The 22,090-nt window shown below is 70.4% G+C and carries 18 protein-coding genes; 10 read left to right on the forward strand and 8 right to left on the reverse strand.

Features of this window, described 5'->3' with window-relative positions; genetic code table 11:
* Positions 1–132: 132 nt before the first annotated feature.
* The 4 genes from KS03_RS13050 to purT form a co-directional block, all read right to left on the reverse strand.
* Positions 133–1,575 carry a DEAD/DEAH box helicase gene (locus KS03_RS13050; RefSeq protein ID WP_015876600.1) on the reverse strand — a complete coding sequence of 481 codons (1,443 nt, stop codon included), beginning with the start codon at positions 1,573–1,575 and terminating at the stop codon, positions 133–135.
* A gap of 218 nt (positions 1,576–1,793) precedes the next feature.
* Positions 1,794–2,180: an MliC family protein gene (locus tag KS03_RS13055; protein ID WP_015876601.1), complete on the reverse strand. Its 387-nt coding sequence runs from the start codon at positions 2,178–2,180 to the stop codon at positions 1,794–1,796.
* 93 nt (positions 2,181–2,273) lie between these two features.
* Complete coding sequence (locus KS03_RS32280) at positions 2,274–2,435, reverse strand: DUF6726 family protein (RefSeq protein WP_015876602.1); 162 nt, start codon at positions 2,433–2,435, stop codon at positions 2,274–2,276.
* A gap of 96 nt (positions 2,436–2,531) precedes the next feature.
* On the reverse strand, positions 2,532–3,746 hold the full coding sequence (gene purT / locus KS03_RS13065; RefSeq protein WP_015876603.1) for a formate-dependent phosphoribosylglycinamide formyltransferase: 1,215 nt from the start codon (positions 3,744–3,746) through the stop codon (positions 2,532–2,534).
* Positions 3,747–3,945: 199 nt separating this feature from the next.
* Here purT and KS03_RS13070 point away from each other — a divergent pair, with 199 nt between their 5' ends.
* Positions 3,946–4,521, forward strand: a complete 576-nt coding sequence (locus KS03_RS13070; protein ID WP_015876604.1) for an META domain-containing protein — start codon at positions 3,946–3,948, stop codon at positions 4,519–4,521.
* 143 nt (positions 4,522–4,664) lie between these two features.
* A complete protein-coding gene (locus tag KS03_RS13075; protein WP_015876605.1) occupies positions 4,665–9,281 on the forward strand; it encodes a DNA translocase FtsK in 4,617 nt (1,538 codons plus the stop codon).
* Positions 9,282–9,499: 218 nt separating this feature from the next.
* Here KS03_RS13075 and KS03_RS13080 read toward each other — a convergent pair whose 3' ends face one another.
* Positions 9,500–10,705 carry a lactonase family protein gene (locus KS03_RS13080; protein WP_015876606.1) on the reverse strand — a complete coding sequence of 402 codons (1,206 nt, stop codon included), beginning with the start codon at positions 10,703–10,705 and terminating at the stop codon, positions 9,500–9,502.
* Between the two features lie 223 nt (positions 10,706–10,928).
* Between KS03_RS13080 and KS03_RS13085 the strand changes: the two genes are divergently transcribed.
* Positions 10,929–12,758 carry a glycoside hydrolase family 15 protein gene (locus KS03_RS13085; RefSeq protein WP_015876607.1) on the forward strand — a complete coding sequence of 610 codons (1,830 nt, stop codon included), beginning with the start codon at positions 10,929–10,931 and terminating at the stop codon, positions 12,756–12,758.
* A 259-nt stretch (positions 12,759–13,017) separates the two neighbouring features.
* Entirely contained in the window at positions 13,018–14,535 is a 1,518-nt protein-coding gene (locus KS03_RS13090) for a polyhydroxyalkanoate depolymerase (protein WP_015876608.1), read from the forward strand.
* Between the two features lie 155 nt (positions 14,536–14,690).
* Here the strand turns inward: KS03_RS13090 and KS03_RS13095 are convergent, their stop codons facing one another.
* Positions 14,691–15,323 (reverse strand): TetR/AcrR family transcriptional regulator, encoded by a 633-nt coding sequence (locus tag KS03_RS13095; protein ID WP_015876609.1) that lies wholly within the window; start codon positions 15,321–15,323, stop codon positions 14,691–14,693.
* A gap of 242 nt (positions 15,324–15,565) precedes the next feature.
* Here KS03_RS13095 and rsxB point away from each other — a divergent pair, with 242 nt between their 5' ends.
* From rsxB to KS03_RS13110, 3 genes are all read left to right on the forward strand, one after another.
* On the forward strand, positions 15,566–16,405 hold the full coding sequence (rsxB, locus tag KS03_RS13100) for an electron transport complex subunit RsxB (protein ID WP_015876610.1): 840 nt from the start codon (positions 15,566–15,568) through the stop codon (positions 16,403–16,405).
* Positions 16,402–17,046: an endonuclease III gene (nth, locus tag KS03_RS13105; RefSeq protein ID WP_015876611.1), complete on the forward strand. Its 645-nt coding sequence runs from the start codon at positions 16,402–16,404 to the stop codon at positions 17,044–17,046. Before rsxB ends, nth begins: the two co-directional genes overlap by 4 nt.
* Before the next feature lie 328 nt (positions 17,047–17,374).
* Positions 17,375–17,809, forward strand: coding sequence for a DUF1841 family protein (locus KS03_RS13110; RefSeq protein ID WP_015876612.1), 435 nt, complete (start codon positions 17,375–17,377; stop codon positions 17,807–17,809).
* Between the two features lie 129 nt (positions 17,810–17,938).
* Here the strand turns inward: KS03_RS13110 and KS03_RS13115 are convergent, their stop codons facing one another.
* Positions 17,939–18,307 carry a c-type cytochrome gene (locus tag KS03_RS13115; RefSeq protein ID WP_015876613.1) on the reverse strand — a complete coding sequence of 123 codons (369 nt, stop codon included), beginning with the start codon at positions 18,305–18,307 and terminating at the stop codon, positions 17,939–17,941.
* A gap of 37 nt (positions 18,308–18,344) precedes the next feature.
* Positions 18,345–18,704, reverse strand: coding sequence for a c-type cytochrome (locus KS03_RS13120; RefSeq protein ID WP_015876614.1), 360 nt, complete (start codon positions 18,702–18,704; stop codon positions 18,345–18,347).
* A 270-nt stretch (positions 18,705–18,974) separates the two neighbouring features.
* On the opposite strand from KS03_RS13120, the gene KS03_RS13125 reads away from it, so the two are divergent.
* The 3 genes from KS03_RS13125 (at position 18,975) to KS03_RS29945 (ending at position 22,040) form a co-directional block, all read left to right on the forward strand.
* Complete coding sequence (locus tag KS03_RS13125) at positions 18,975–19,817, forward strand: AAA family ATPase (RefSeq protein WP_015876615.1); 843 nt, start codon at positions 18,975–18,977, stop codon at positions 19,815–19,817.
* 142 nt (positions 19,818–19,959) lie between these two features.
* The gene (locus KS03_RS13130; RefSeq protein ID WP_015876616.1) at positions 19,960–21,135 is read left to right on the forward strand and encodes a vWA domain-containing protein; all 1,176 of its coding nucleotides are present in this window, start codon (positions 19,960–19,962) and stop codon (positions 21,133–21,135) included.
* 87 nt (positions 21,136–21,222) lie between these two features.
* A protein-coding gene (locus tag KS03_RS29945) for an IS5-like element ISBugl2 family transposase (RefSeq protein WP_085962346.1) occupies positions 21,223–22,040 on the forward strand; the annotation gives its coding sequence in 2 pieces (ribosomal slippage) (positions 21,223–21,571 and positions 21,571–22,040; 819 coding nt in all).
* Positions 22,041–22,090: the final 50 nt, after the last annotated feature.

Here is a 22,090-nt window from a genome sequence, read left to right on the forward strand (position 1 = left end):
CGCTGTCAGGCGACAGCGCCGGGCCGGCCGCTCGTCACCCGCCAAACAAAAACGGGCGCAGGCTCGCGCCTGCACCCGTCTGCCACCGCCTTCGGGCCGCTCGCTGCGCCCGGCGCAGCGACCCGGCCGCGCCTATGAGGAGCGGCGCGGCATCCCGAAACCGCCGAGCAAGGCCGCGAGCGGCTGCTTCGACTTCTTCTCGGTCTGCGCGGGCTTGCTGGCCTCTTCCGGCTGACGCGCGCTCGGCGAGGGCTCGTAGGGCTTCAGGAAAAACTCGTCGACCGGCGCCTCGCGACGCGAATGATGATGATGGCCACGTTCGCCGCCATGCGCCCTGCGCGGCGCGCGCGCTTCGTCGCGGCTGCCGCGCTCGCTGCGCTCGCCATGCTCGCGGCGCATGCGCACCGGCGCCTCGATCGCGAGCGGCTGCAACGGCAGGTCGCGCTTGATCAGCTTCTCGATATCGGCGAGTTGCTTGCGCTCGTTCGGGCTGCACAGCGACAGCGCATCGCCCGAGGCGCCCGCGCGGCCGGTGCGGCCGATCCGGTGGACGTAGTCCTCGGCGCTGAACGGCAGGTCGAAGTTGATCACGGCCGGCAGCTCGGCGATGTCGAGCCCGCGCGCGGCCACGTCGGTGGCCACCAGCGCCTCCACCTCGCCGCGCTTGAACGCCTCGAGCGCCTGCATCCGCTCGTTCTGCGAGCGGTCGCCGTGAATCGCCGTGGCGACCACGCCGTCGCGCTCGAGCAGGCGCGCGAGCCGGCTCGCGCCGATCTTGCTGTTGCAGAACACGATCACCTGCTTGAGCGCGCGATCGCGGATCAGCTTGACCACGGCCGCCTGCTTGTCGCCCTCGGCGATGTCATAGACGATCTGCGTGACGTTGGTCGCGGTCGCGTTGCTGCGCGCGACCTCGATGGTCTGCGGGTTGGTCAGGTAGGTGGCGGCCAGCTTCTTGATTTCGGGCGAGAACGTCGCCGAGAACAACAGCGTCTGGCGCGCCTTCGGCAGCAGGTTCAGGATGCGCTGCAGGTCGGGCAGAAAGCCCATGTCGAGCATCCGGTCGGCCTCGTCGAGCACCAGCATCTGCACCTGCCCGAGGTTCGCCGTCTTCTGCTGGACGTGATCGAGCAGCCGGCCGGGGGTGGCGATCAGGATCTCGACGCCGCGCCGCAGCTCGGCCATCTGCGGGTTCATGTCGACACCGCCGAACACCACGGCGCTGCGCAGCGCCGTGTGCTTCGCATAGGAATGGACGTTGGCGGCCACCTGGTCGGCCAGCTCGCGCGTCGGCGTGAGGATCAGCGCGCGCACCGGGTGGCGCGCGGGCGAGGCGCTCGTGTTGGCCTGCGGCAGCAGCCGCTGGATGATCGGCAGCGAAAAGCTGGCGGTCTTGCCGGTGCCCGTCTGCGCGGCGCCCATCACGTCGCGCCCGGACAGCACGACCGGAATCGCTTTCGCCTGGATCGGCGTGGGCTTCGTGTAGCCCTGGTCCGCAATGGCCTTCAGAATGTCGGGCGCGAGGCCGAACTGATCGAAAGTTGCATCGACGGGCGTGACTGCTGAATCGGACATGGCGTTTCGCTCAAGTGGCGCGGCGGGGATTCCAGCGCGGCCCGGCTGACTGGCAGCGGCCGCGCGAACAACGGATGGACATGACGACGGACCTGCTGCGGCGCGCCGCGCGACGCCGCCGCGCCACCGGATTCGGCTGGCGCGCCGCCCCGTTCGGCCGGACGCCGACGGAAAGGGCAATATTGTAGCACTGGCGCGTAACGAGCCCGGTGGGACCGTCAGCGCGGCGCGCGCTTCGCCTTGATTTCCTCGCAGTCGGCGAGCAGCGGCGGCGCGGACGGCCCCGCGATCTCGTCGGTCAGGTTGCCGGTCGGCCCCTTGGTCCACCAGGTGTAGCGGCCGGCCTGGTAGCGCGCGCCCGAGGCCGACACGGTATCGACGAACAGCATCGGCCGGCCGTCGACCGGCACCAGCGCGAAACTCTGGCCGTTGCGGGCCAGCCAGTAAGCCACGCGCACCGGCTTCGGCTGGTTCGCGCAGCGATAGGTGGCGACGGTGCGTGCGTCGGTATCGATTTCCTCCACCGTCAGCTGCGCGGCCAGCGCCGCCCGTGCGCCGGCCAGGCCGGCCAGCAGGCAGAGCGTGCAGATGATGCGTTGGTGCATGGCGAATCCTTCCTCAATGGGTGCCGGGCAGTCCGCAACCGGCAGGCGATCCGGGCCCGGCAGGCGAAACGGTGCGGGACGCGAGCGAAACGCTCAGGGATCGATCACCTCCGCGCAGGCATCGGTCGGCGCGGCAGCCACGTGCCCGACCAGCGGCACGATCTTGAGGCCGGCCGAGGCGACCCGGCACGGCGCCGCCGCCAGGCCGCAGCCCGACGCCGACAGGCACAGCAGCGCGATAAGCATCCATTTCATTTCGCCACTCCCCGGCCGCGCGGCGCGCGCCGCGTCGGCCTGTGATTCATGTTGCCCGCGCGGCACGTCGTGGCGCCTGCCGCGGACGCGTCGCCGCTAGCGTGCCGATACCGGCCGCACCGCCGCCGCCGCCCGTTTCGCGCGCTCGCGCGCCTCGTCGATATCGGCGCCGGTCGCCACCGCCACGCCCATGCGCCGCTTCGCGAAACTCTCCGGCTTGCCGAACAGGCGCAGCTCCGCGCCCGGCACGGCAAGCGCCTCGGCCACGCCCTCGAAGGCGATGCCGGCCTCGTCGAGACCGCCGTAGATCACGGCCGAGGCCGCCGGCGAGCCCAGGGTCGGATCGACCGGTAGGCCGAGGATGGCGCGCGCGTGCAGCTCGAACTCCGACTGCCGCTGCGAGGCGAGCGTGACGAGTCCCGTGTCGTGCGGGCGCGGGCTGACTTCGGAAAACCAGACCTGGTCGCCGCGCACGAACAGCTCGACACCGAACAGGCCGCGCCCGCCGAGCGCCGTCGTCACTTGGTGCGCGATCTGGCGCGAACGTTCCCGCGCCACCTCGCTCATCGGCTGGGGCTGCCACGATTCGACGTAGTCGCCCGCCACCTGCAGATGGCCGACCGGATCGCAGAAATAGGTGCGGGTCTCGCCGCTGGCCGGATCGATCGCACGCACGGTCAGCTGCGTGATCTCGTAGTCGAAATCGACGAAACCCTCCACGATCACGCGGCCGTGGTTCACGCGTCCGCCCGCCATCGCGTGCTGCCAGGCCGGCTCGAGATCGGCGTCGCCCTTCACGACCGACTGGCCCTTGCCCGACGACGACATCACCGGCTTCACCACGCACGGACAGCCGATCGCGGCCACCGCCGCGCGGAATGCGTCGAACGACTGCGCGAACGCGTAGCGCGAGGTCGGCAGGCCGAGCTCCTCGGCGGCGAGGCGGCGGATGCCCTCGCGATTCATCGTCAGCTGCGTCGCGCGCGCGGTCGGGATCACCTCGGCGACACCGGCCGCCTCGATCGCGGCCAGCGCGTCGGTGGCGATCGCCTCGATCTCGGGCACGATCAGGTGCGGCTGTTCGGCGTCGACGAGCGCGCGCAGCGCGGCGGCATCGGTCATGTCGATCACGTGCGCGCGGTGGGCGACCTGATGGCCGGGCGCGTTCGCGTAGCGATCGACGGCGATCACCTCCACGCCGAGCCGCTGCAACGCGATGATGACTTCCTTGCCGAGTTCGCCCGCGCCCAGCAGCATGACGCGCGTGGCGGAAGGCGAGAGCGGCGTGCCGAGCCGCTGACCGATCTGCATGAGATTTTCCGCTGAAAAAATGGGGTGAAAAGAGGATGACAATCGAGCCGCGATGTTAACACGCGCCCACGCCCGGCCCCGCCGGCGGAGCAGGCTCGCGCAAGATTTTCCGGCGCCGGGGGCCGGCTCGCCCAGCGCACGCCGACTGCGTTACTCTTACGCCTTTGCCAGCATCACGATGAATTCGAGGAACGAGGCCATGCCAATCCACTTCGCGGCCCTGTCCGCGCGCCTGCGCTTCGTCGGTTCGCTGCGCGCACCGTTTGGCGCAGCCGCGCTGGCCGCCTGCGCGCTGACCGCCTGCGCGATCCCCGCCCATCCCGATGCGTCCGCGCCGCCGTCCGACCCGTTCAATCCGGCCGCGATCCAGCTGATCGACGACACCAGCTGGGAGCTCACGAACTGGCGCAACGCCGACGGCTCGCAGCGCGAGCTGCCGCCTGGCGGCACCGGGGCGAACGGCGCCGGCGCGGCGTCGGATCAGTCGATCCGGCTGCAGTTCTCGACGGCCGACGGCGTGCGCCGCGCCTCGGGCTTCGCCGGCTGCAACCGCTACGCCGGCACCTACATGGTGAAGAACGGCCTGCTCAGCTTCGGCCCGCTCGCCGGCACGCGTCGCGCCTGCGCCGGGCCGGCGGGGCGGATCGAGCCGGCCTATCTCGACGCGCTCGCGCACATCGCCAGGGCCGGCGTGCAGATGCAGCCCCCGCAGCAGCTCTATCTCGTGACCGACAGCGGCGCGACGCTGACATTCGCGCGTCGCGACGCTCCGTAATCCCGCCAGCCGATGCGCGCCCGGACGATCGGCCGCGCGCCTCTACGGCATGTGGCGCCCGCGCGCGGGCGGCGGATGCTTCGACCGCTTAACCCCGACGGGCCGCGCGTGGCGCCCGTCCTCGTGACTCGACGTTTCCTGGTATGCATACGGTAGTTTTCGGCTGGTTCGGCGTGTCGGCCGTCTGGTTCATCCCCCTGATCTGGCGGCTCGTGAAGACGATGCTGCCGGGCGGCCGCACCGGACGCGGCTCGATCCGCCTCTGGCTCGGCTTCGCCTGCGTGTTCGTGGCGAGCTGCACGCTCGCCACCGCGCTGCCGGGCAGCGACACCAGCGACGCCTTCGGCCATCTGCTCGCCGCCGGCTTCGAGCGCGTGTTCGGCCATATCGGCACGCCGCTCGTGATGGTGGCGCTGCTCGTCGCCGGGCTGCCCTGGCTGTTCGGGCTCGACTGGCGCAGCACCAACGACTGGCTCGACGCGTCGTTCGGCGTGCGCCTCGGGCGTGCCGGGCGCCGCGACGACGACGAGCCGCGCGGCATCGCCGACCTGCCGCGCAGCGCGCTGCACCGCGACGAGGACCGCCGCGTGCGCCGCGCCGCCGACGTGGTGCAGCCGTCGGCCGCCAACACCGTCAATTCGATGGCGCCGCAACGCAACGGACGCTTCGCGCGGCCGACGCTGTGGCGCCCGGACGCGAAGCGCGAAACCCGGCGCGAACCACGGCGCGAGGAACCGCGCGGCTGGCGCGCGCCGAGCGCGTCGCCACGCCAGATGGTCGAGCCGTCGGCACCGGCGGGATGGCTCAACCCGGCGGGCCGCCCGGCCCCGGGCGCCCGGGCCGGCGGGGCCGCCGGGGCGGCTCAGGCCGCGAAGCCGGCCGGCCCGGCAGGCACGCCGCCGTTCGTGCCGTCGTCGATCCCGATGCCGCCGGCGCCGCCCAACGTCGCGTCGTCGGCCGTGCAGGCCGCGCAGGCGGTGAAGACGCTGCAGCAACGTTATCCGTCCACGCGCCGCGCGGCGCCGGTCGCCGCACCGATCCGTCCGGTGGTGGCGCCGCTCGTGCCGCCCGCCGTCACGCCATCGGCCGCAGCGCCGCACGCATCGACGCCGACGCGCGCCGGCACGGCGCCGGCAGCGCCCGCGCGCGCGCCGGCACGGCCCGCGGCCACTGCGCAGGCCGCCAATCCGGCCATGCGGCGGCGCCCGACGCCGCCGGCCCGCGCCCCGCTCTACGCCTGGAACGAGGCGCCGGCGCAACCGGTCACGCCATCGCCGAGCCTGCAGGACACGCTGCGCTCGATCGACGCGAGCACCGCGCAATGGGCCGCGCTGGCCGGCACGACGGTGGCGGCGCACGCCGGCGATCCGGCTGCCGCGGCAGCGGCCGGCAGTGCGCAGGCCGCCGGCATGTTCACGACGCGCGCCGCGCCGGCCAGCGCGGGCGACGCGGCCGTGCCGCCGACCAGCGGGGACGCGCCGCTCGCGTTCGAGATGAGGATGGATGCGGATACGGCAACGGTGGCATCGACGGCACCGTCCGATCGACGCGATCACCAGGCTGCGGCGGATCTCGATGCCGATTCGGTCATCGATGTCGGCACGTTCATGCCGATCGCCGACGCAGCGGGTATCCCGCTGCCGGATTCCGCTGTGGCGGCGGCCCGGCCGGCCGCCGCCGCCGGGCAGGATGTCGCCCCGGTGCGGGCGGTGCCCGTCACGTTCGGCGCGCCGGCCGCGAACGCCCCCGCTGCGCAGCCTTTGCCCGGCCACCTGGATTCCGCGACGCAGGAGGCGGCCGGCACGGGAGCGGAAAATGACGGCGCACCGGCGAGCGGCGCGAGCGCGTCACCGTCACCGCTTGCGGCCGGGGCGGCGCCCTCCGGCGCGGCCGCCGCGCCCCACTCGGCGGGCACGGCCAGCGCGGCCAGCGGATCGGCCGCCGCCCCGGCCAGTTGCGCGCCGACGGCGCCGCTCGCGAGCCCATCCGGCACCGCGGCGGCAGCGCAAGCAACGGCCGCGGCCGGCCCTGCCACGAGTCCGGCGCCGCTCGCGGCGAACGCCACCACGCCGCCCCGATCGTCGGGCGGCGCGACGCCGGCCCTGACCAGCGGGCCCGCAACGCCGGCGCCCGCCCCGATCGCGACCGGCCCGGCGGCCCCCACGAGCTGGGAGCCGGCCGCCGCCGCGACGTCGGCGGCCGGCTCCCTCGGTGCGATCGTGCCGGCTGCGTTCGCCACGTCCGCCGCTACGCCCGACAAGACGGATTTCGGCGCCTCGACGGCCATGCCGGCAGCCGGCCCGGACGGCCCGACTCGGACGTTTCCGGCCGCCGCCTCCATGCCACCGGCCGCGCCCGCCGCGCCGAACGCGCCGATCCCGCCGGCCGTGCCGGGCGGTTCGACGTTCGCCGCCACCGCGCCGGCCCCGACCTCGTCGAGCGTCGAAACCGCGGCCGGCGGCGACGCCAAGGGCGTCGGCCTGTCGTCTTCGTCAAGCGCGGCCGCATCCGGTATCGATGCGTCCGCAACCGCGCCTGCGAGAAAAGCCGTGCCGACATTCGGCGTAGCCCTTGCATCGACGGCCGCCCCGATCGCGCAACCGGCGAACCCGCAAGCGCAGCCCCCGCTGCCGGCCCCCAAGCCCGGCAGCACCGCGGTCGACGAGGCCACGGCGCTGGCAACGCCTGCCGCGGCAGCGCCGACGGCCAGCGCCGTTGCGCCCTGGGAAGCCCTCCCCATCGTCGTGACGCCGGCGCCCCAGGCTGCGCCCGCAGGGATGGCGGCAGCGCCGACGGCAGCCGCGGGCAGCGCCGCGGCGCCCGCACCCGCGCCGGCAAGCCCGCCGGCGGCGGGCGGCACCGCAGCCGACGCAGCCGGCGCCACCCCGGCACCGTTCCCCGGCGTGGCCACGCTGGCCGGCGCGCTGACACCGACGACCTTCCTGGGCGGCGCGGCCGGCCCGCCCGCCGGCACGCCGCTGCCCGACGCCGCGGCCGCGCAGACTCTGAGCACTCCGCTCGTCGCGACGCGCCCCCCCGCGCCCGCGCACCTCGCCCCCGTCATGCCGGCCCGGTTCGACGCCAGCGCTGCCGCCTCGGCGCACGAACCCGCGCACGAGCCGGCAGCGCCGCCCGCGGCGCCCGGCCTGCCGCCCGGCTTCGCGCCGCCGCCCGCGGCGCAGCCCGAGCCGGCCATCGCCGTGCCGCCGCCCGTGCCGCAGGCCGCTGCGCGCCAGCCCGCGCCGAATGCCTTCGAATTCCGCGCCCCGGCCGCCTCGAACGTCGAACTGCCGCCGCTCGATCTGCTCGAGCCGGCGTCCGGCGACATCGAAACGATCTCCGAGGCAGACCTCGCCCAGACTGGCCAGGTGATCGAGCAGCGCCTGCAGGAATTCAAGGTGCCGGTGACGGTGGTCGGCGCGTCGGCCGGCCCGGTGATCACGCGCTTCGAGATCGAGCCGGCACTGGGCGTGCGCGGCAGCCAGATCGTCGGGCTCATGAAGGATCTCTCGCGCGGCCTCGGCCTGACCTCGATCCGCGTGGTCGAGACGATTCCCGGCAAGACCTGCATGGGCCTCGAACTGCCGAACGCGAAGCGCCAGATGATCCGCCTGTCCGAAATCCTCGCCTCGCGCCAGTACCAGCACTCGGCCTCGCAGCTGACGATCGCGATGGGCAAGGACATCGTCGGCAATCCGGTGGTCACCGACCTGGCCAAGGCGCCGCACATGCTGGTGGCCGGCACCACCGGCTCGGGCAAGTCGGTCGCGATCAACGCGATGATCGCCTCGCTGCTCTACAAGGCAACGCCCGAGGAAGTGCGCCTGATCATGATCGACCCGAAGATGCTGGAACTGTCCGTCTACGAAGGCATTCCGCATCTGCTCGCGCCCGTCGTCACCGACATGAAGCTCGCCGCGAACGCGCTGAACTGGTGTGTCGGCGAGATGGAGAAGCGCTACCGGCTGATGTCGGCGGTGGGCGTGCGCAACCTCGCGAGCTTCAACCAGAAGCTGCGCGACGCGGCCGCCAAGGAAAAGAAGATCGGCAACCCGTTCTCGCTCACGCCCGAGGACCCCGAGCCGCTCTCGCCGCTGCCGCTGATCGTGGTGGTGATCGACGAACTGGCCGACCTGATGATGGTGGCCGGCAAGAAGATCGAGGAACTGATCGCGCGGCTCGCGCAGAAGGCGCGCGCGGCCGGCATCCACCTGATCCTCGCCACCCAGCGCCCGTCGGTCGACGTGATCACCGGCCTCATCAAGGCCAACATCCCGACTCGCGTGGCGTTCCAGGTGTCGTCGAAGATCGACTCGCGCACCATCCTCGACCAGATGGGCGCCGAGTCGCTGCTCGGCCAGGGCGACATGCTGTTCCTGCCGCCCGGCACCGGCTATCCGCAGCGCGTGCACGGCGCGTTCGTGGCCGACGAGGAGGTCCACCGCATCGTCGAATACCTGAAGCAGTTCGGCGAGCCGCAATACGAGGAAGGCATCCTCGACGGCCCGCAGCCGGAAGGCGGCGGCCCGCAGGACCTGTTCGGCGACGCGCCCGACGCCGAGGCCGATCCGCTCTACGACGAAGCGGTGGCCTTCGTGGTGCGCACGCGGCGCGCGTCGATCTCGTCGGTGCAGCGCCAGCTGCGCATCGGCTACAACCGTGCCGCGCGCCTGGTGGAGCAGATGGAAACGGCGGGACTCGTCTCGCCGATGGGCATCAACGGCAGCCGTGAGGTGCTCGCCCCGCCGCTGCCGGAATGAGCCGCGAGACGGCCGGCGCGAGTTCGCGCGCGCCCGGCCGAGGCACCGAAATTGCTGCAGCGGCGCGCCTGCCCCGCCCCGGGCGCGGGCCCCGGCAAGGCGTCCGGAGCTTGCCGCCGCAACCTTTTCGGCGCCGCCGCGGTCGATAAAAAAGGCCGGCCACCGCAGTGGCCAGCCTCCCGGGGGCCGGCGCGCACCATCCGCCGCTCAGCGCGCCGTCACGGCTGCACCGGCACCAGCTTGAAGTCGACCGGCCGGCTCAGCGCGACCTTGCGCGCCTCGGGGTCGAGCCGCCCGCTCGCGATGTCGCGGCGAAACACGTAGAAGCTGCCGCTGTCCTGGTTGCCGACGATCAGCCACTTGCCGGTCGGATCGATCACGAATTCGCGCGGCGTCTTGCCGAGCGTGGACTGGCGGCTCGCGAAGCTGAGCCGGCCGTTCTCCGCGTTCACCGCATACGCGACGATCTCGTTGGCATCGCCGCGATTGGTGACATAGAGGAAGCGGCCGTCCGGCGACAGATGCAGCGCGCCGCCGCCCTCCCGGCCATGGAAGCCCGGCGCGGCCATCGGCAGGTTCTGCAGATGGGTGAGCCTGCCGTCGTGATAGCCGTACACGTCGACGCTGCCATTCAGCTCGTTGGTCACGTAGGCGAAGCGGCCGCTGCGCGCGAACACCAGGTGGCGCGGGCCGCTGCCGGGCCGCACGAGCGTGTAGCGCGACTCGGTCGGGCTGATCAGGCCGCGGCTGCCGTCGGGCGTGTAGCGGTATTCAAAGATCTTGTCGGCGCCGAGATCCTGCACGAACAGATAGTGCCCGTCGGGCGAGAACACCGTCGAGTGGACATGCGCGCCGTCCTGGCGCCCCTTCACGGGACCGCGGCCCTCGTGATGCACGTTCAGCACCGACTGGCCCACCTTGCCGTCGGCCTCCACCGGAAACACCGTGAAGCTGCCGCCCGGGTCGGCCGCGACCGAATAGTTCGCGGTGACGAGATACTTGCCGTCGGGCGAGAGGCTCAGATAGCACGGATCGTTCCCTTCCGACGACACGCGGTCGAGGAAGGTCAGCGCGCCCGTCTTCGCGTCGAAGCCGAACGCGCTCACGCCGCCGCGCTGGCTCGCGGGGCCGTTGTCGCCGGGCAGCTCGTTGACGGCGTAGACGAAGCGGCCATCGCGGCTCGGCAGCAGATAGGACGGATTCACCGTCTTCGCCGAACTCACGGGGGAGACCTCGCCGGTACGCGTATCGAACCGGTAGACGTAGATGCCGTCGCTGCCGGCATCGGTATAGGTTCCGACCAGCAGATTGTAGACGGCATCGTTCGGGGCATTGGCGGTATCCTGCGCAAACGCATGTCCGGCGGACAGCGACAGTACCACGGCGAAACCCTTGATCCAGTGACCCAGCCTGAGCGATGACATTGACGTTGACCTCTCGATTTGGCGCGGCTTCGTTGCAGGAATCGCACGTTCGTCGGAACTTCCTTGCTACGGAATGCCTCAAGTGTTGTGATTGTTCAACGATTCGGGCATCCCTGCCCGCCTCGCCAGTGCGCCAGTATATGGGGCCTCGCGCGTTGCCGTCGATCGGCGCGGCGCGAGGCCCGGAAAGCCAATTGTCAGCCTCTGCGGAGAATTTCCCACCATGCCAGCCCTCATCGAAGACTACGCGCTCGTCGGAGACGGCCACACTGCCGCCCTCATCTCACGCGACGGCTCGGTCGACTGGCTCTGCTGGCCCCGCTTCGATTCGGGTGCCTGTTTCGCCGCGCTGGTCGGCACGCCCGAGCACGGCCGCTGGCTGCTGCGCCCCGCGGCCGACGCCAAACTCCTGTCGAGTACGCGCCGCTACCGCGGCGAGACGCTGATCCTCGAGACCGACTACGAATGCGAGACGGGCGCCGTCACCGTGATCGACTTCATGCCGCCCGGCAACGGCTGGTCCGAACTCGTGCGGATCGTGGTCGGCAAGCGCGGCCACGTGCCGATGCAGATGGAGCTCGTGCTGCGCTTCGACTACGGCTTCTCGATCCCATGGGTCACGCGCCTGCCGCGCGAGGCGGGCGTGAAGGCGATCGCCGGGCCCGACACGGTGGTGCTGCGCACGCCCGTCAAGCTGGCCGGCGAGAACCTGCGCACCGTCGCCGAGTTCACCGTGCAGGCCGAGGAGCGCGTGCCGTTCTCGCTCGGCTATGCCCCCTCGCACCTGCGGCCGCCGCCCGCGCGCGAGCCGCTGTCGATGCTCGCGCGCACCGAGAACCACTGGCTCGAGTGGTCCTCGCGCTGTCCGGTCCAGGGCCGCTACGCCGCCGCCGTGCGCCGCTCGCTGATCACGCTGAAGGCGCTCGCCTACGAACCGACGGGCGGCATCGTGGCCGCGCCCACCACCTCGCTGCCCGAGCAGCTGGGCGGCACGCGCAACTGGGACTACCGCTACTGCTGGCTGCGTGATGCCACCATCACGCTGCTCGCGCTGATGCGTGCCGGCTACTACGACGAGGCGCGCGCGTGGCGCGCCTGGCTCGGCCGCGTGATGGCGGGCTCGCCCGAGCAGATCCAGATCATGTACGGCATCGCCGGCGAGCGGCGCCTGCCCGAGATGGAACTGGGCTGGCTGCCCGGCTACCAGAACTCGAAGCCGGTGCGGATCGGCAACAACGCGGCCGACCAGCTCCAGCTCGACGTGTTCGGCGAAGTGATGTCGGCGCTGCACCTGGCGCGCGTGGGCGGGCTGCAGGCCGACGACACGGTCTGGTCGGTGCAGTGCGCGCTGCTCACGCACCTCGAGAAGATCTGGCGCGAGCCCGACGAGGGCATCTGGGAGACGCGCGGCGGGCGCAAGCACTTCACGTTCTCGAAGATCATGGCCTGGGTCGCGTTCGATCGCGCGATCAAGTCGGCCGAGCAGTTCCGGCTGTCCGCGCCGCTCGACCACTGGCGCGCGCTGCGCGACGTGATTCACGCCGACGTCTGCGAAAACGCCTGGAACGAACGCAAGCAGGCCTTCACCCAGAGCTACGGCAGCGACGAGCTCGACGCGAGCGTGCTGATGCTGCCGATGGTGGGCTTCCTGCCGCCGTCCGACCCGCGCGTGGCGGCCACCGTCGAGGCGATCGAGCGCGAGCTGCTGCACGGCGGCTTCGTGATGCGCTATCGCACCACCGATTTCGACGACGGCCTGCCGCCCGGCGAAGGCACCTTCCTCGCCTGCAGCTTCTGGCTGGTCGACAACTACGCGCTGCTCGGCCGGATCGACGACGCGCACCGGCTGTTCCGCCGGCTGCTCTCGCTCGCCAACGATCTCGGCCTGCTCGCCGAGGAATACGATCCGGTGGAAGGGCGGCAGGTCGGCAATTTCCCGCAGGCGTTCTCGCACGTCGCGCTCGTGCATACGGCCATGAACCTGATGCATCACGAGGAAGAGATGGCGCTGGCGGCAGGCCAGCCGGTCGCGATCGAAACCGACGGCCACTGAGCGCGGCCCGCCCGCCGGCCGGGCGGCCCTGAAGCACGGCGCCGGCGCCGGCCTCACGACGCCAGCGGCGGGCCGCGCCGACGATTCGCCGGATCACAAAAAGCCGGCGATCTCCGGGAAAATGCTGCATTGCGGCAAAGCCGGGAACCCGCTATGATCGTCGCGATTGGCCTGCCGCCCAGCGCGGTCTGGCCCCGGACCCACAACGCGCAGCGGCATCGAGCGCCGCTGCCGCGTCGTCCTCCCCTCGGGAGCCTCCATGCTCTATCAAATGCACGAATTCCAGCGGGCGCTGCTGAGCCCGCTGACCGCCTGGGCCCAGGCCGCCTCGAAATCGTTCGCCAATCCGTCCAGCCCGCTGTCGCTGATGCCGGGCGCGACGCGCTGGGCCGCCGCCTACGAGTTGCTGTACCGGCTCGGCAAGGATTACGAAAAACCGGAATTCAACCTGCACCAGATCGAGAAGGACGGCCATCACATCCCGATCGTCGAGCAGACCGTGATCGAGAAGCCGTTCTGCCGCCTGCTGCGCTTCAAGCGCTTCGCCGACGATTCGATGGCCGTGGGCCAGCTCAAGGAAGAGCCGGTGGTGCTGGTCTGCGCGCCGCTGTCGGGCCACCATTCGACGCTGCTGCGCGATACGGTGCGCACGCTGCTGCAGGATCACAAGGTCTACCTCACCGACTGGATCGATGCGCGCATGGTGCCGGTCGAGACCGGCCCGTTCCATCTCGACGACTACGTCGACTACATCCAGGAATTCATCCGCCACATCGGCGCGCGCAACCTGCACGTGATTTCGGTGTGCCAGCCGACGGTGCCCGTGCTCGCGGCGATCTCGCTGATGGCGAGCCGCGGCGAACCCACCCCGCTGACGATGACGATGATGGGCGGCCCGATCGACGCGCGCAAGAGCCCGACCTCGGTCAATTCGCTCGCCACCAACCATTCGCTCGCGTGGTTCGAGAACAACGTGATCCACACGGTGCCGGCCAACTATCCGGGCGAAGGCCGCCATGTCTATCCGGGGTTCCTGCAGCACACCGGCTTCGTGGCGATGAATCCGGAGCGCCACGCGCAGTCGCACTGGGATTTCTACCAGAGCCTGCTGCGCGGCGACGAGGAAGACGCCGAAGCGCACCGCCGCTTCTACGACGAATACAACGCCGTGCTCGACATGGCAGCCGAGTACTACCTCGATACGATCCGCATCGTGTTCCAGGAATTCGGCCTCGCCGAGGGCACCTGGCACGTGCGCGGCGAACGCGTGAACCCGGCCGACATCGGCGAGACCGCGCTGATGACGATCGAGGGCGAACTCGACGACATCTCCGGCAGCGGCCAGACCCACGCCGCGCAGCAGCTTTGCACCGGCATCCCGGCCGAGCACCGCCGCAGCCTGACCGCCGAGAAGTGCGGCCACTACGGGATCTTCTCGGGCCGGCGCTGGCGCACGATCATCTATCCGCAGTTGCGCGAGTTCATCCGCGAGCATCAGCCCGCGCCGAAGAGCCCGGCCGGCTCGCCGCCGGTGGCGCCCGGCAGCGACGACGCCGAGCCGGTGCCGCCGGCCGCCGCCACCCCGGCCAGCGCCGGCGCGAGCCCGCACGGCGCGGCGTCGAGCGCGGCGCGCAACGCGGCGCCCCAGCACGGCACGCCGGCCACGCGCCGCGTCTCGCAGGCGGCGAAAGCGGCGACGCAATCGGCTGCCGGCAAGCCCGCCGCCAAGCGGGCCGCGCCGAAAGCCGCCTCGTCGCGCAGCCGTAAGCCGGCCTGACGAAGGCGCTCGCTCCACGGCCGCGATCCGGGTGGCGCAACGCCGCCTCGCATTGTTCAACGCCACGCAGCACCCGGCCTCGAAGGTCGAGCGCTGCGTGGCGTTTTCGTGTGCGCAACAGCGGACGCGCGCGACGGCCCGCCCGCGCGGCGCCGTCAGCGGCGCAGCAGGTAGGCGAGCAGGATGTCGGTGTTCATTCGCACGATCTCGTTGCGCTCGTCGGCGGCGCTGAAATCGCGGCCGAGCATCGCGGCCAGCGTGTAGCGGTTCGACACGATGTAATAGCCGAGCCCGGACAGCGTCACGTAGAACCGCAGCGGATCGACGTCGGAACGAAACAGCCCGGCGTTCTGCCCGCGCGCGAGCACGCTGCCGAGCGTCTGCACGAGCGGCGAGATCATTTCGCTGATGCGCGGCGACTTCAGCATGTAGCGCGCCTCGTGCAGGTTCTCGTTGTTGACGAGCCGCAGCAGCTCAGGATGATCCCGGTAGTAATCCCAAATGAAATGCGCCAGGCGCGTCACGGCTTCCACCGGCGGCACGCCGTCGAAATCGAGCACGCGCTCGGCTTCGTTGAGGGCGGAAAACGCGTGCTCGAGCACGGCGGTAAACAGCTGCTCCTTGCTGCCGAAGTAGTAGTAGAGCATCCGTTCGTTGGTTTCGGCGCGCCGCGCGATCTGGTCGACGCGGGCACCGGACAGGCCCCCGCTGGCGAACTCCTCGGCGGCGGCTAGCAGGATGCGGCGACGGGTTCCTTCGGGATCTCTTTTGATTTTTGGCTGAGTCATGGGTTGGGCTCGCGTGGATCCGGCCGGCTCGTGCCGGCAACGCCTCGTCGCCTCCGGCACCGGCGTGGGCGAGGCCCGATAGGCGTCGCGCCCTGCTGCGGTCGAGCAGAAAATGCGTGTTGATTATGCGCATAGCCGCTGCCGAGCGCAAGGCAGGAAATCGGCGATAATTGCCGTTTGACGAACGATTCGGGCCGCGCGGAACCCCACTCGCGCGGCGCACGCCGCCCCACGCAGTCACCGTGACCGACACCAGAAAACTCGCGGATCGCATCGAAGATCTGCTGCCTCAGACGCAATGCACGAAGTGCGGCTACGACGGCTGCCGTCCGTATGCCGAGGCGATCGCCGCCGGCACCGCCGGCTACAACCAATGCCCGCCCGGCGGCCAGCAAGGCATCGAGCGGCTTGCCGCGCTGCTCGGCAAGCCGGTGATTCCGCTTGCCGTCGAGCACGGCGAGGAACGCCCGCGCCCGCTCGCGGTGATCGACGAGCAGCTCTGCATCGGCTGCACGCTCTGCATGCAGGCCTGCCCGGTGGACGCGATCGTCGGCGCGCCGAAGCAGATGCATACGGTGGTGGCCGAGCTCTGTACCGGCTGCGATCTCTGCGTGCCGCCGTGCCCGGTCGACTGCATCGCGATGATTCCCGTCACGGGCGAGCGCACCGGCTGGGATGCCTGGAGCCAGCAGCAGGCCGACGCCGCGCGGGCGCGCCACGAGCGGCGCCTCGCGCGCCAGCGCCGCGAGCGCGAAGCGGCCGAGGCGCGTGCCGCGGCGCGGCGCGCGGCCAGCGCCGCGAACGCGGCCGGCGCTCAGGCCCCCGCAGACGATCCGGAAGCACGAAAACGCGCGATCATCGCGGCCGCGCTCGAGCGCGCGCGCAAGAAAAAGGAAGAGCTGGCCGCGCAGGGCGATGCGCCGAAGAATACCGAGAACGTCAGCCCGGCCGTGCAGGCGCAGATCGACGCCGCCGAAGCGCGCCGCCGGCGCATCGAACAGGAACGGCGCGCGGCCGAGGCCGCGCGCGACGGCGAGCGTAGCGACGGCACGCCGCCCGCCTCCGAGCCTCGCGACGAATGAACCCGAAGAAACGCCAAGCGATCTACGAAACGCTGCAGAGCCTCAACCCGCATCCGACCACGGAACTCGAATACTCGACGCCGTTCGAGCTGCTGATCGCGGTGATGCTGTCGGCACAGGCCACCGACGTGTCGGTCAACAAGGCGATGCGCCGGATGTTTCCGGTGGCGAACACGCCCGCACAGGTGCTTGCGCTCGGCGAGGAAGGCGTCACCGAGTACATCAAGACGATCGGCCTGTACCGCACCAAGGCGAAGAACGTCATCGCCACCTGCCGGATTCTGCTCGACCAGTACGGCGGCGAGGTGCCGGCCGATCGCGAGGCGCTCGAAGCGCTGCCCGGGGTCGGGCGCAAGACCGCCAACGTGGTGTTGAATACGGCGTTCGGCCAGCCGACCATCGCCGTCGACACGCATATCTTCCGCGTCGCCAACCGCACCGGGCTCGCGCCCGGCAAGGACGTGCGCGCCGTCGAGGCCGCGCTCGAGAAATTCACGCCGGCCGAGTTCCGGCAAAACGCGCACCACTGGCTGATCCTGCATGGCCGCTACGTCTGCAAGGCGCGCCGCCCCGAGTGCTGGCATTGCGCGATCGAGCCGCTCTGCGAATTCAAGCCGAAGACGCCGCCGCCGCTCGAATAGGCGCACACCGGCGCACCCGGTGCGCCGCCGCCGGGCCGGCTGCCTGCCCGAACGGCAGATCGGCCCCGCCGCTCCGCCCGGCTGGCGGTCGCTTAGCATTCCGATCGATCCTCTCCGCGCCCCGCGCGCAACCGCGCGTGCCCGGCATGCCGCACCGCAGTGAAACTCGCGACACCGCGCCGACTCCCCCGCTCGCGAAGCAACGGCCCGGCCGGCGCCCGGCGAGCGCCGCCCGGCCGGCGCCGGGGCCCGCCGGCAGCCCCCGGCGAGCCGGCGTAGAATGGCCGCTTTGCGCGGCATGCCGCAGCGCATCAGAGCCCCCGCCATCATGTTCAATCCGAGCCGCGACGAGGTCCGTCGCTTCTTCATCGACACCCGCCGCAAGCAGCGCGAGGGCGAAATCCTCACGCCGCTGGAGGCGATTGCCGCCGACTGGATCGCCGAGCATCCCGAATATCACGCCGAACTCGACGACCACGAGGGCGCCGGCACGCGCGAGTATCCGCCCGAGAGCGGCCGCACGAATCCGTTCCTGCACCTGTCGATGCATCTCGCGATCAGCGAGCAACTGTCGATCGACCAGCCGCCCGGCATCCGCGCCGCCCACGAGCGGCTGGCCGCGCGCCTGCCGTCGGCGCACGACGCCCAGCATGCGATCATGGAATGTCTCGGCGAAACGATCTGGGAAGCGCAGCGCACCCATACGCCGCCCGACACCGACGCCTATCTGCAGCGGATCCTGCGCCGCGCCTCGCGCGACTGACCACGCGCGGCCCGCGAGGCCGGAGCGCCGCAGGCGATCATGGAACCGGCCGAGCGAGGCGGCGGGCGCCCAAAAAAATGCCCCGCCAGGCGGGGCATCGCGCGGATCACCGCCGGGCGGCCCGGCGCGTCATTTCTTGAACACCAGGCTGCCCGGCAGCGTCTCCAGATAGGCGGCGATGTCCTTCATGTCGCTGACCGACAGGTTCTGCACCTGCGCACGCATGATCGCGTTGTTGCGGCCTAGCATCGGATTGTCGAGTCCCATCTGATACTGGCGCATGGCCCAGACCAGGTAGTCGGCGCGCTGCCCCGCGAGGCGCGGATATTCGGCGTTGATCGGGTTGTCGAAGGTGGCGCCGTGGCAGGCGGCGCAGTTGTGCGACTCGACGAGCTGCTTGCCCTTGGCCGCGTCGGCCGCGTGCGCGGTGCCCACCGCGAAACAGGCGGCCAGCGCGAGCGCCGCCGCGGTGCGGAATGCCGGTTGAAGCGTGTTCATGAGGGCTCCTGTCCTGCTGAGAAGGCCAGCGCAGGCGTCACTTGTAGGGATTGGACTTCGAATCGGGCTTGCGGGACGCGTAGTACGCGGCGAGGTCCGCGATATCCTGGTCGGACAGCGAGGCCGCGATCGCATTCATCGACGCGAAATGCCGGTCCTTCTTCCGGTACGCCTTCAGCGCGTTTTCCAGGTACTGCTGACTCTGTCCGCCGATCAGCGGCACCCGGTACACCTCCGGATACGCCGTGCGGTAGTCTTCGATGCCATGACAGCCGATGCACATCGCAGCCTTGCTGGCCCCGTTCTGCGGGTTGCCCACCACCCCAGCCGCCTGCGAGGTGGCCGCGAGCGCCATGAGCGCCGCGGCCACGACCTGTTTGCCGACGAATTTGTTCATAGCTTGTACCTAGCTTGAGGGGAAAACCTGTCGCCCGGTAAGGCAACGGACCGCGTCATTTTGCTTATAGGTGAGACACGCGGGCCGAAAGTCGGCCGATTGTACCGCGCTGCCGACGACGCAGTCCACCCGTGCCGGCCGCAATCGCGAGGCCGCCGCCGTCGGGCCGCGAGGCCCCGCCCCGACAGCGCCGCAACGATAGCAAGCGACGCGCCGACGCAACAGCGCTTCTGACTTATACTGGGATTTTTCGCCCGGAAAACCGCCGCCATGCGCTTCGAAGGCTCCTCGCAATACGTCGCCACCGACGACCTGAAGCTCGCCGTCAACGCCGCGCTGACGCTGCAGCGGCCGCTCCTCGTCAAGGGCGAGCCCGGCACCGGCAAGACGATGCTGGCCGAGGAGGTGGCCGCCGCGCTCGGCATGCCGCTGCTGCAGTGGCACGTGAAATCCACCACCAAGGCCCAGCAGGGGCTCTACGAGTACGACGCGGTCTCGCGGCTGCGCGATTCGCAGCTCGGCGACGAGCGCGTGAAGGACATCGCCAACTACATCGTGCGCGGGGTGCTGTGGCAGGCCTTCACGGCCGACGAGCCGTGCGTGCTGCTGATCGACGAGATCGACAAGGCCGACATCGAATTCCCCAACGATCTGCTGCGCGAGCTCGACCGCATGGAGTTCCACGTCTACGAGACGCGCGAACTGGTACGCGCCAAGCACCGGCCGCTCGTCATCATCACCTCGAACAACGAGAAGGAGCTGCCCGACGCGTTCCTGCGCCGCTGCTTCTTCCACTACATCCAGTTCCCCGAGCCGGCCACGATGCAGCGCATCATCGAGGTCCACTACCCCGGCATCAAGCAGGCGCTGGTGCGCGCCGCGCTCGAGAGCTTCTTCGAGCTGCGCGCCGTGTCGGGGCTCAAGAAGAAACCTTCGACCTCCGAACTGCTCGACTGGCTCAAGCTGCTGCTCGCCGAGGACATCCCGCCCGAGGCGCTGCGCTCGACCGACCACAAGTTGGTGGTGCCGCCGCTGGCCGGCGCGCTGCTGAAGAACGAGCAGGATCTGAGCCTGTTCGAGCGGCTGGTACAGATGAACCGCCACAACCGCTGAGCGGCCGCCGCGCCCGAGGAGAGCCCGCCATGTCCCGCCGCGCCTTCCTGACAACCCAGTGCGCCGCCGCGCGCCGCGCCGCCTGCCCGGCGGCCGGGCCGGCCGCCACTGGCGGCGCCCGGCCCGGCGCCCGGAGGCCGCGATGCTGATCGACTTCTTCTATTCGCTGCGCGCGGCGAAGCTGCCGGTCTCGGTCAAGGAATATCTGACGCTGCTCGACGCGCTGCGCCGCGACGTCATCCCCCCGTCGATCGACGCGTTCTACTACCTCGCGCGCATGACGCTGGTGAAGGACGAGCAGTATTTCGACCGCTTCGATCAGGCCTTCGGCGCCTATTTCAAGGGCGTCGCAGCACTGCCCGCCGAGGCGTTCGACCTGCCGGCCGACTGGCTCGAACAAAAGCTGCGGCGCGAGCTGACGCCCGAGGAAAAGGCCCAGATCGAGGCGATGGGCGGCCTCGACAAGCTGATGGCCCGGCTGCGCGAACTGCTCGACGAGCAGAAGGCGCGCCACGAGGGCGGCAACAAGTGGATCGGCACCGGCGGCACCTCGCCGTTCGGGCACGGCGGCTTCAATCCGGAAGGCATCCGCATCGGCGGACCGTCGGCCGGCAACCGTACCGCGCTGAAGGTATGGGAGGCGCGCGCCTACCGCGACTACGACGATTCGGTCGAGCTGGGCACGCGCAACATCAAGGTCGCGCTGCGCCGGCTGCGCCGCTTCGCGCGCGAGGGCGCGGCCGACCAGCTCGACCTGCCCGGCACGATCCGCAGCACCGCCGCGAACGCCGGCTGGCTCGACCTGCGGATGGTGCCCGAACGGCACAACAACGTGAAGGTGCTGATGCTGCTCGACGTGGGCGGCTCGATGGACGATCACATCGCCCGCACCGAGGAACTGTTCTCGGCGGCAAAGGCCGAGTTCAAGCATCTCGAGTTCTACTACTTCCACAACTGCGTCTACGACTTCGTCTGGAAGCACAACCGCCGCCGCCACGCGGAGCGCACCCCGACCTGGGACATCCTTCACAAGTTCACGCCCGACTACAAGCTGATCTTCGTCGGCGACGCCACCATGAGCCCCTACGAGGTGGTGCAGCCGGGCGGCTCGGTCGAGTACAACAACGCCGAGGCCGGCGCGGTCTGGCTGCGCCGGCTCGCCGACCAGTTCCCGCACCACGCCTGGCTCAATCCCGAGCCCGAGCGGCTCTGGGAATACCGGCAGTCGATCGCGCTGATCCGCGACCTGCTCGGCGCGCGGATGTACCCGCTCACGCTCGCCGGGCTGGAAGCCGCGATGCGCCAGTTGAGCAAGTAAGAGGCCAGTTCAAAAACTCCCGAGAGGGGCTGTTTACTTCCTCGGCAAGCTGTTAACCTTGGGCATCAGAACAACGGAAGTCCAAGGATGGAAGCGCCAATCATTGACGACGAACTGTGGATACTGATCGAACCATTGCTGCCACCTGCGAAGCTTCGAGCGAAGAGCGATCCTGGTCGCCCGCGCGTGTCCGACCGTGCGGCTCTCAACGGCATCCTGTTCGTGTTCAAAACGGGAATTCGTTGGAACCACTTGCCGACTCGTCTGGGCTTTGGCTCGGGCGCCACATGCTGGCGGCGATTGAGCGACTGGCAAAAGGCTGGTGTATGGGACCAACTGCACGAGTTGCTACTCGACAAGTTGCGTGCGGCCGGCCAAATCGATCTGTCATACGCTGCGGTCGATTCGTCGTCCGTGCGCGCCGTTGGGGCGGGCGAAAAACTGGCCCGAACCCCACCGATCGCGCGCGACCCGGTTCCAAGCACCACGTCCTCGTAGACGCCAACGGCGTTCCTCTCGTTGCGATCCTGACTGGCGCGAACACCAACGACGTCACGCAGTTGCTGCCGCTCGTTGATGCGATTCCACCCATTCGCGGCGTTCGTGGCCGACCGCTTCAGAAGCCCGGCGTCGTCTACGCCGATCGCGGCTACGATTCCACCCGACATCGTCGCGCGTTGCGTGAACGCGGTATCAAGCCCGTGATCGCCAAGCGCCGGACCGAGCATGGCAGTGGTCTGGGCAAGTATCGTTGGGTGGTCGAACGTACGCATTCCTGGCTCCACAATTTCCGGCGCCTACGCACTCGCTTCGAGCGACGTGCCTACATTCACGAAGCATTCCTCAAACTTGGCTGCTCGCTCATCTGTTGGAACATCTTCAGACGAGCTGAGCAGGGTTTTTGAACTGGCCTCTAAGGGCGTCGCCCCCCTTTTTCCGCCCCGGCCGCCGCCCG

The sequence above is a fragment of the Burkholderia glumae LMG 2196 = ATCC 33617 genome, from assembly GCF_000960995.1.
Taxonomy (GTDB): Bacteria; Pseudomonadota; Gammaproteobacteria; order Burkholderiales; family Burkholderiaceae; genus Burkholderia; species Burkholderia glumae.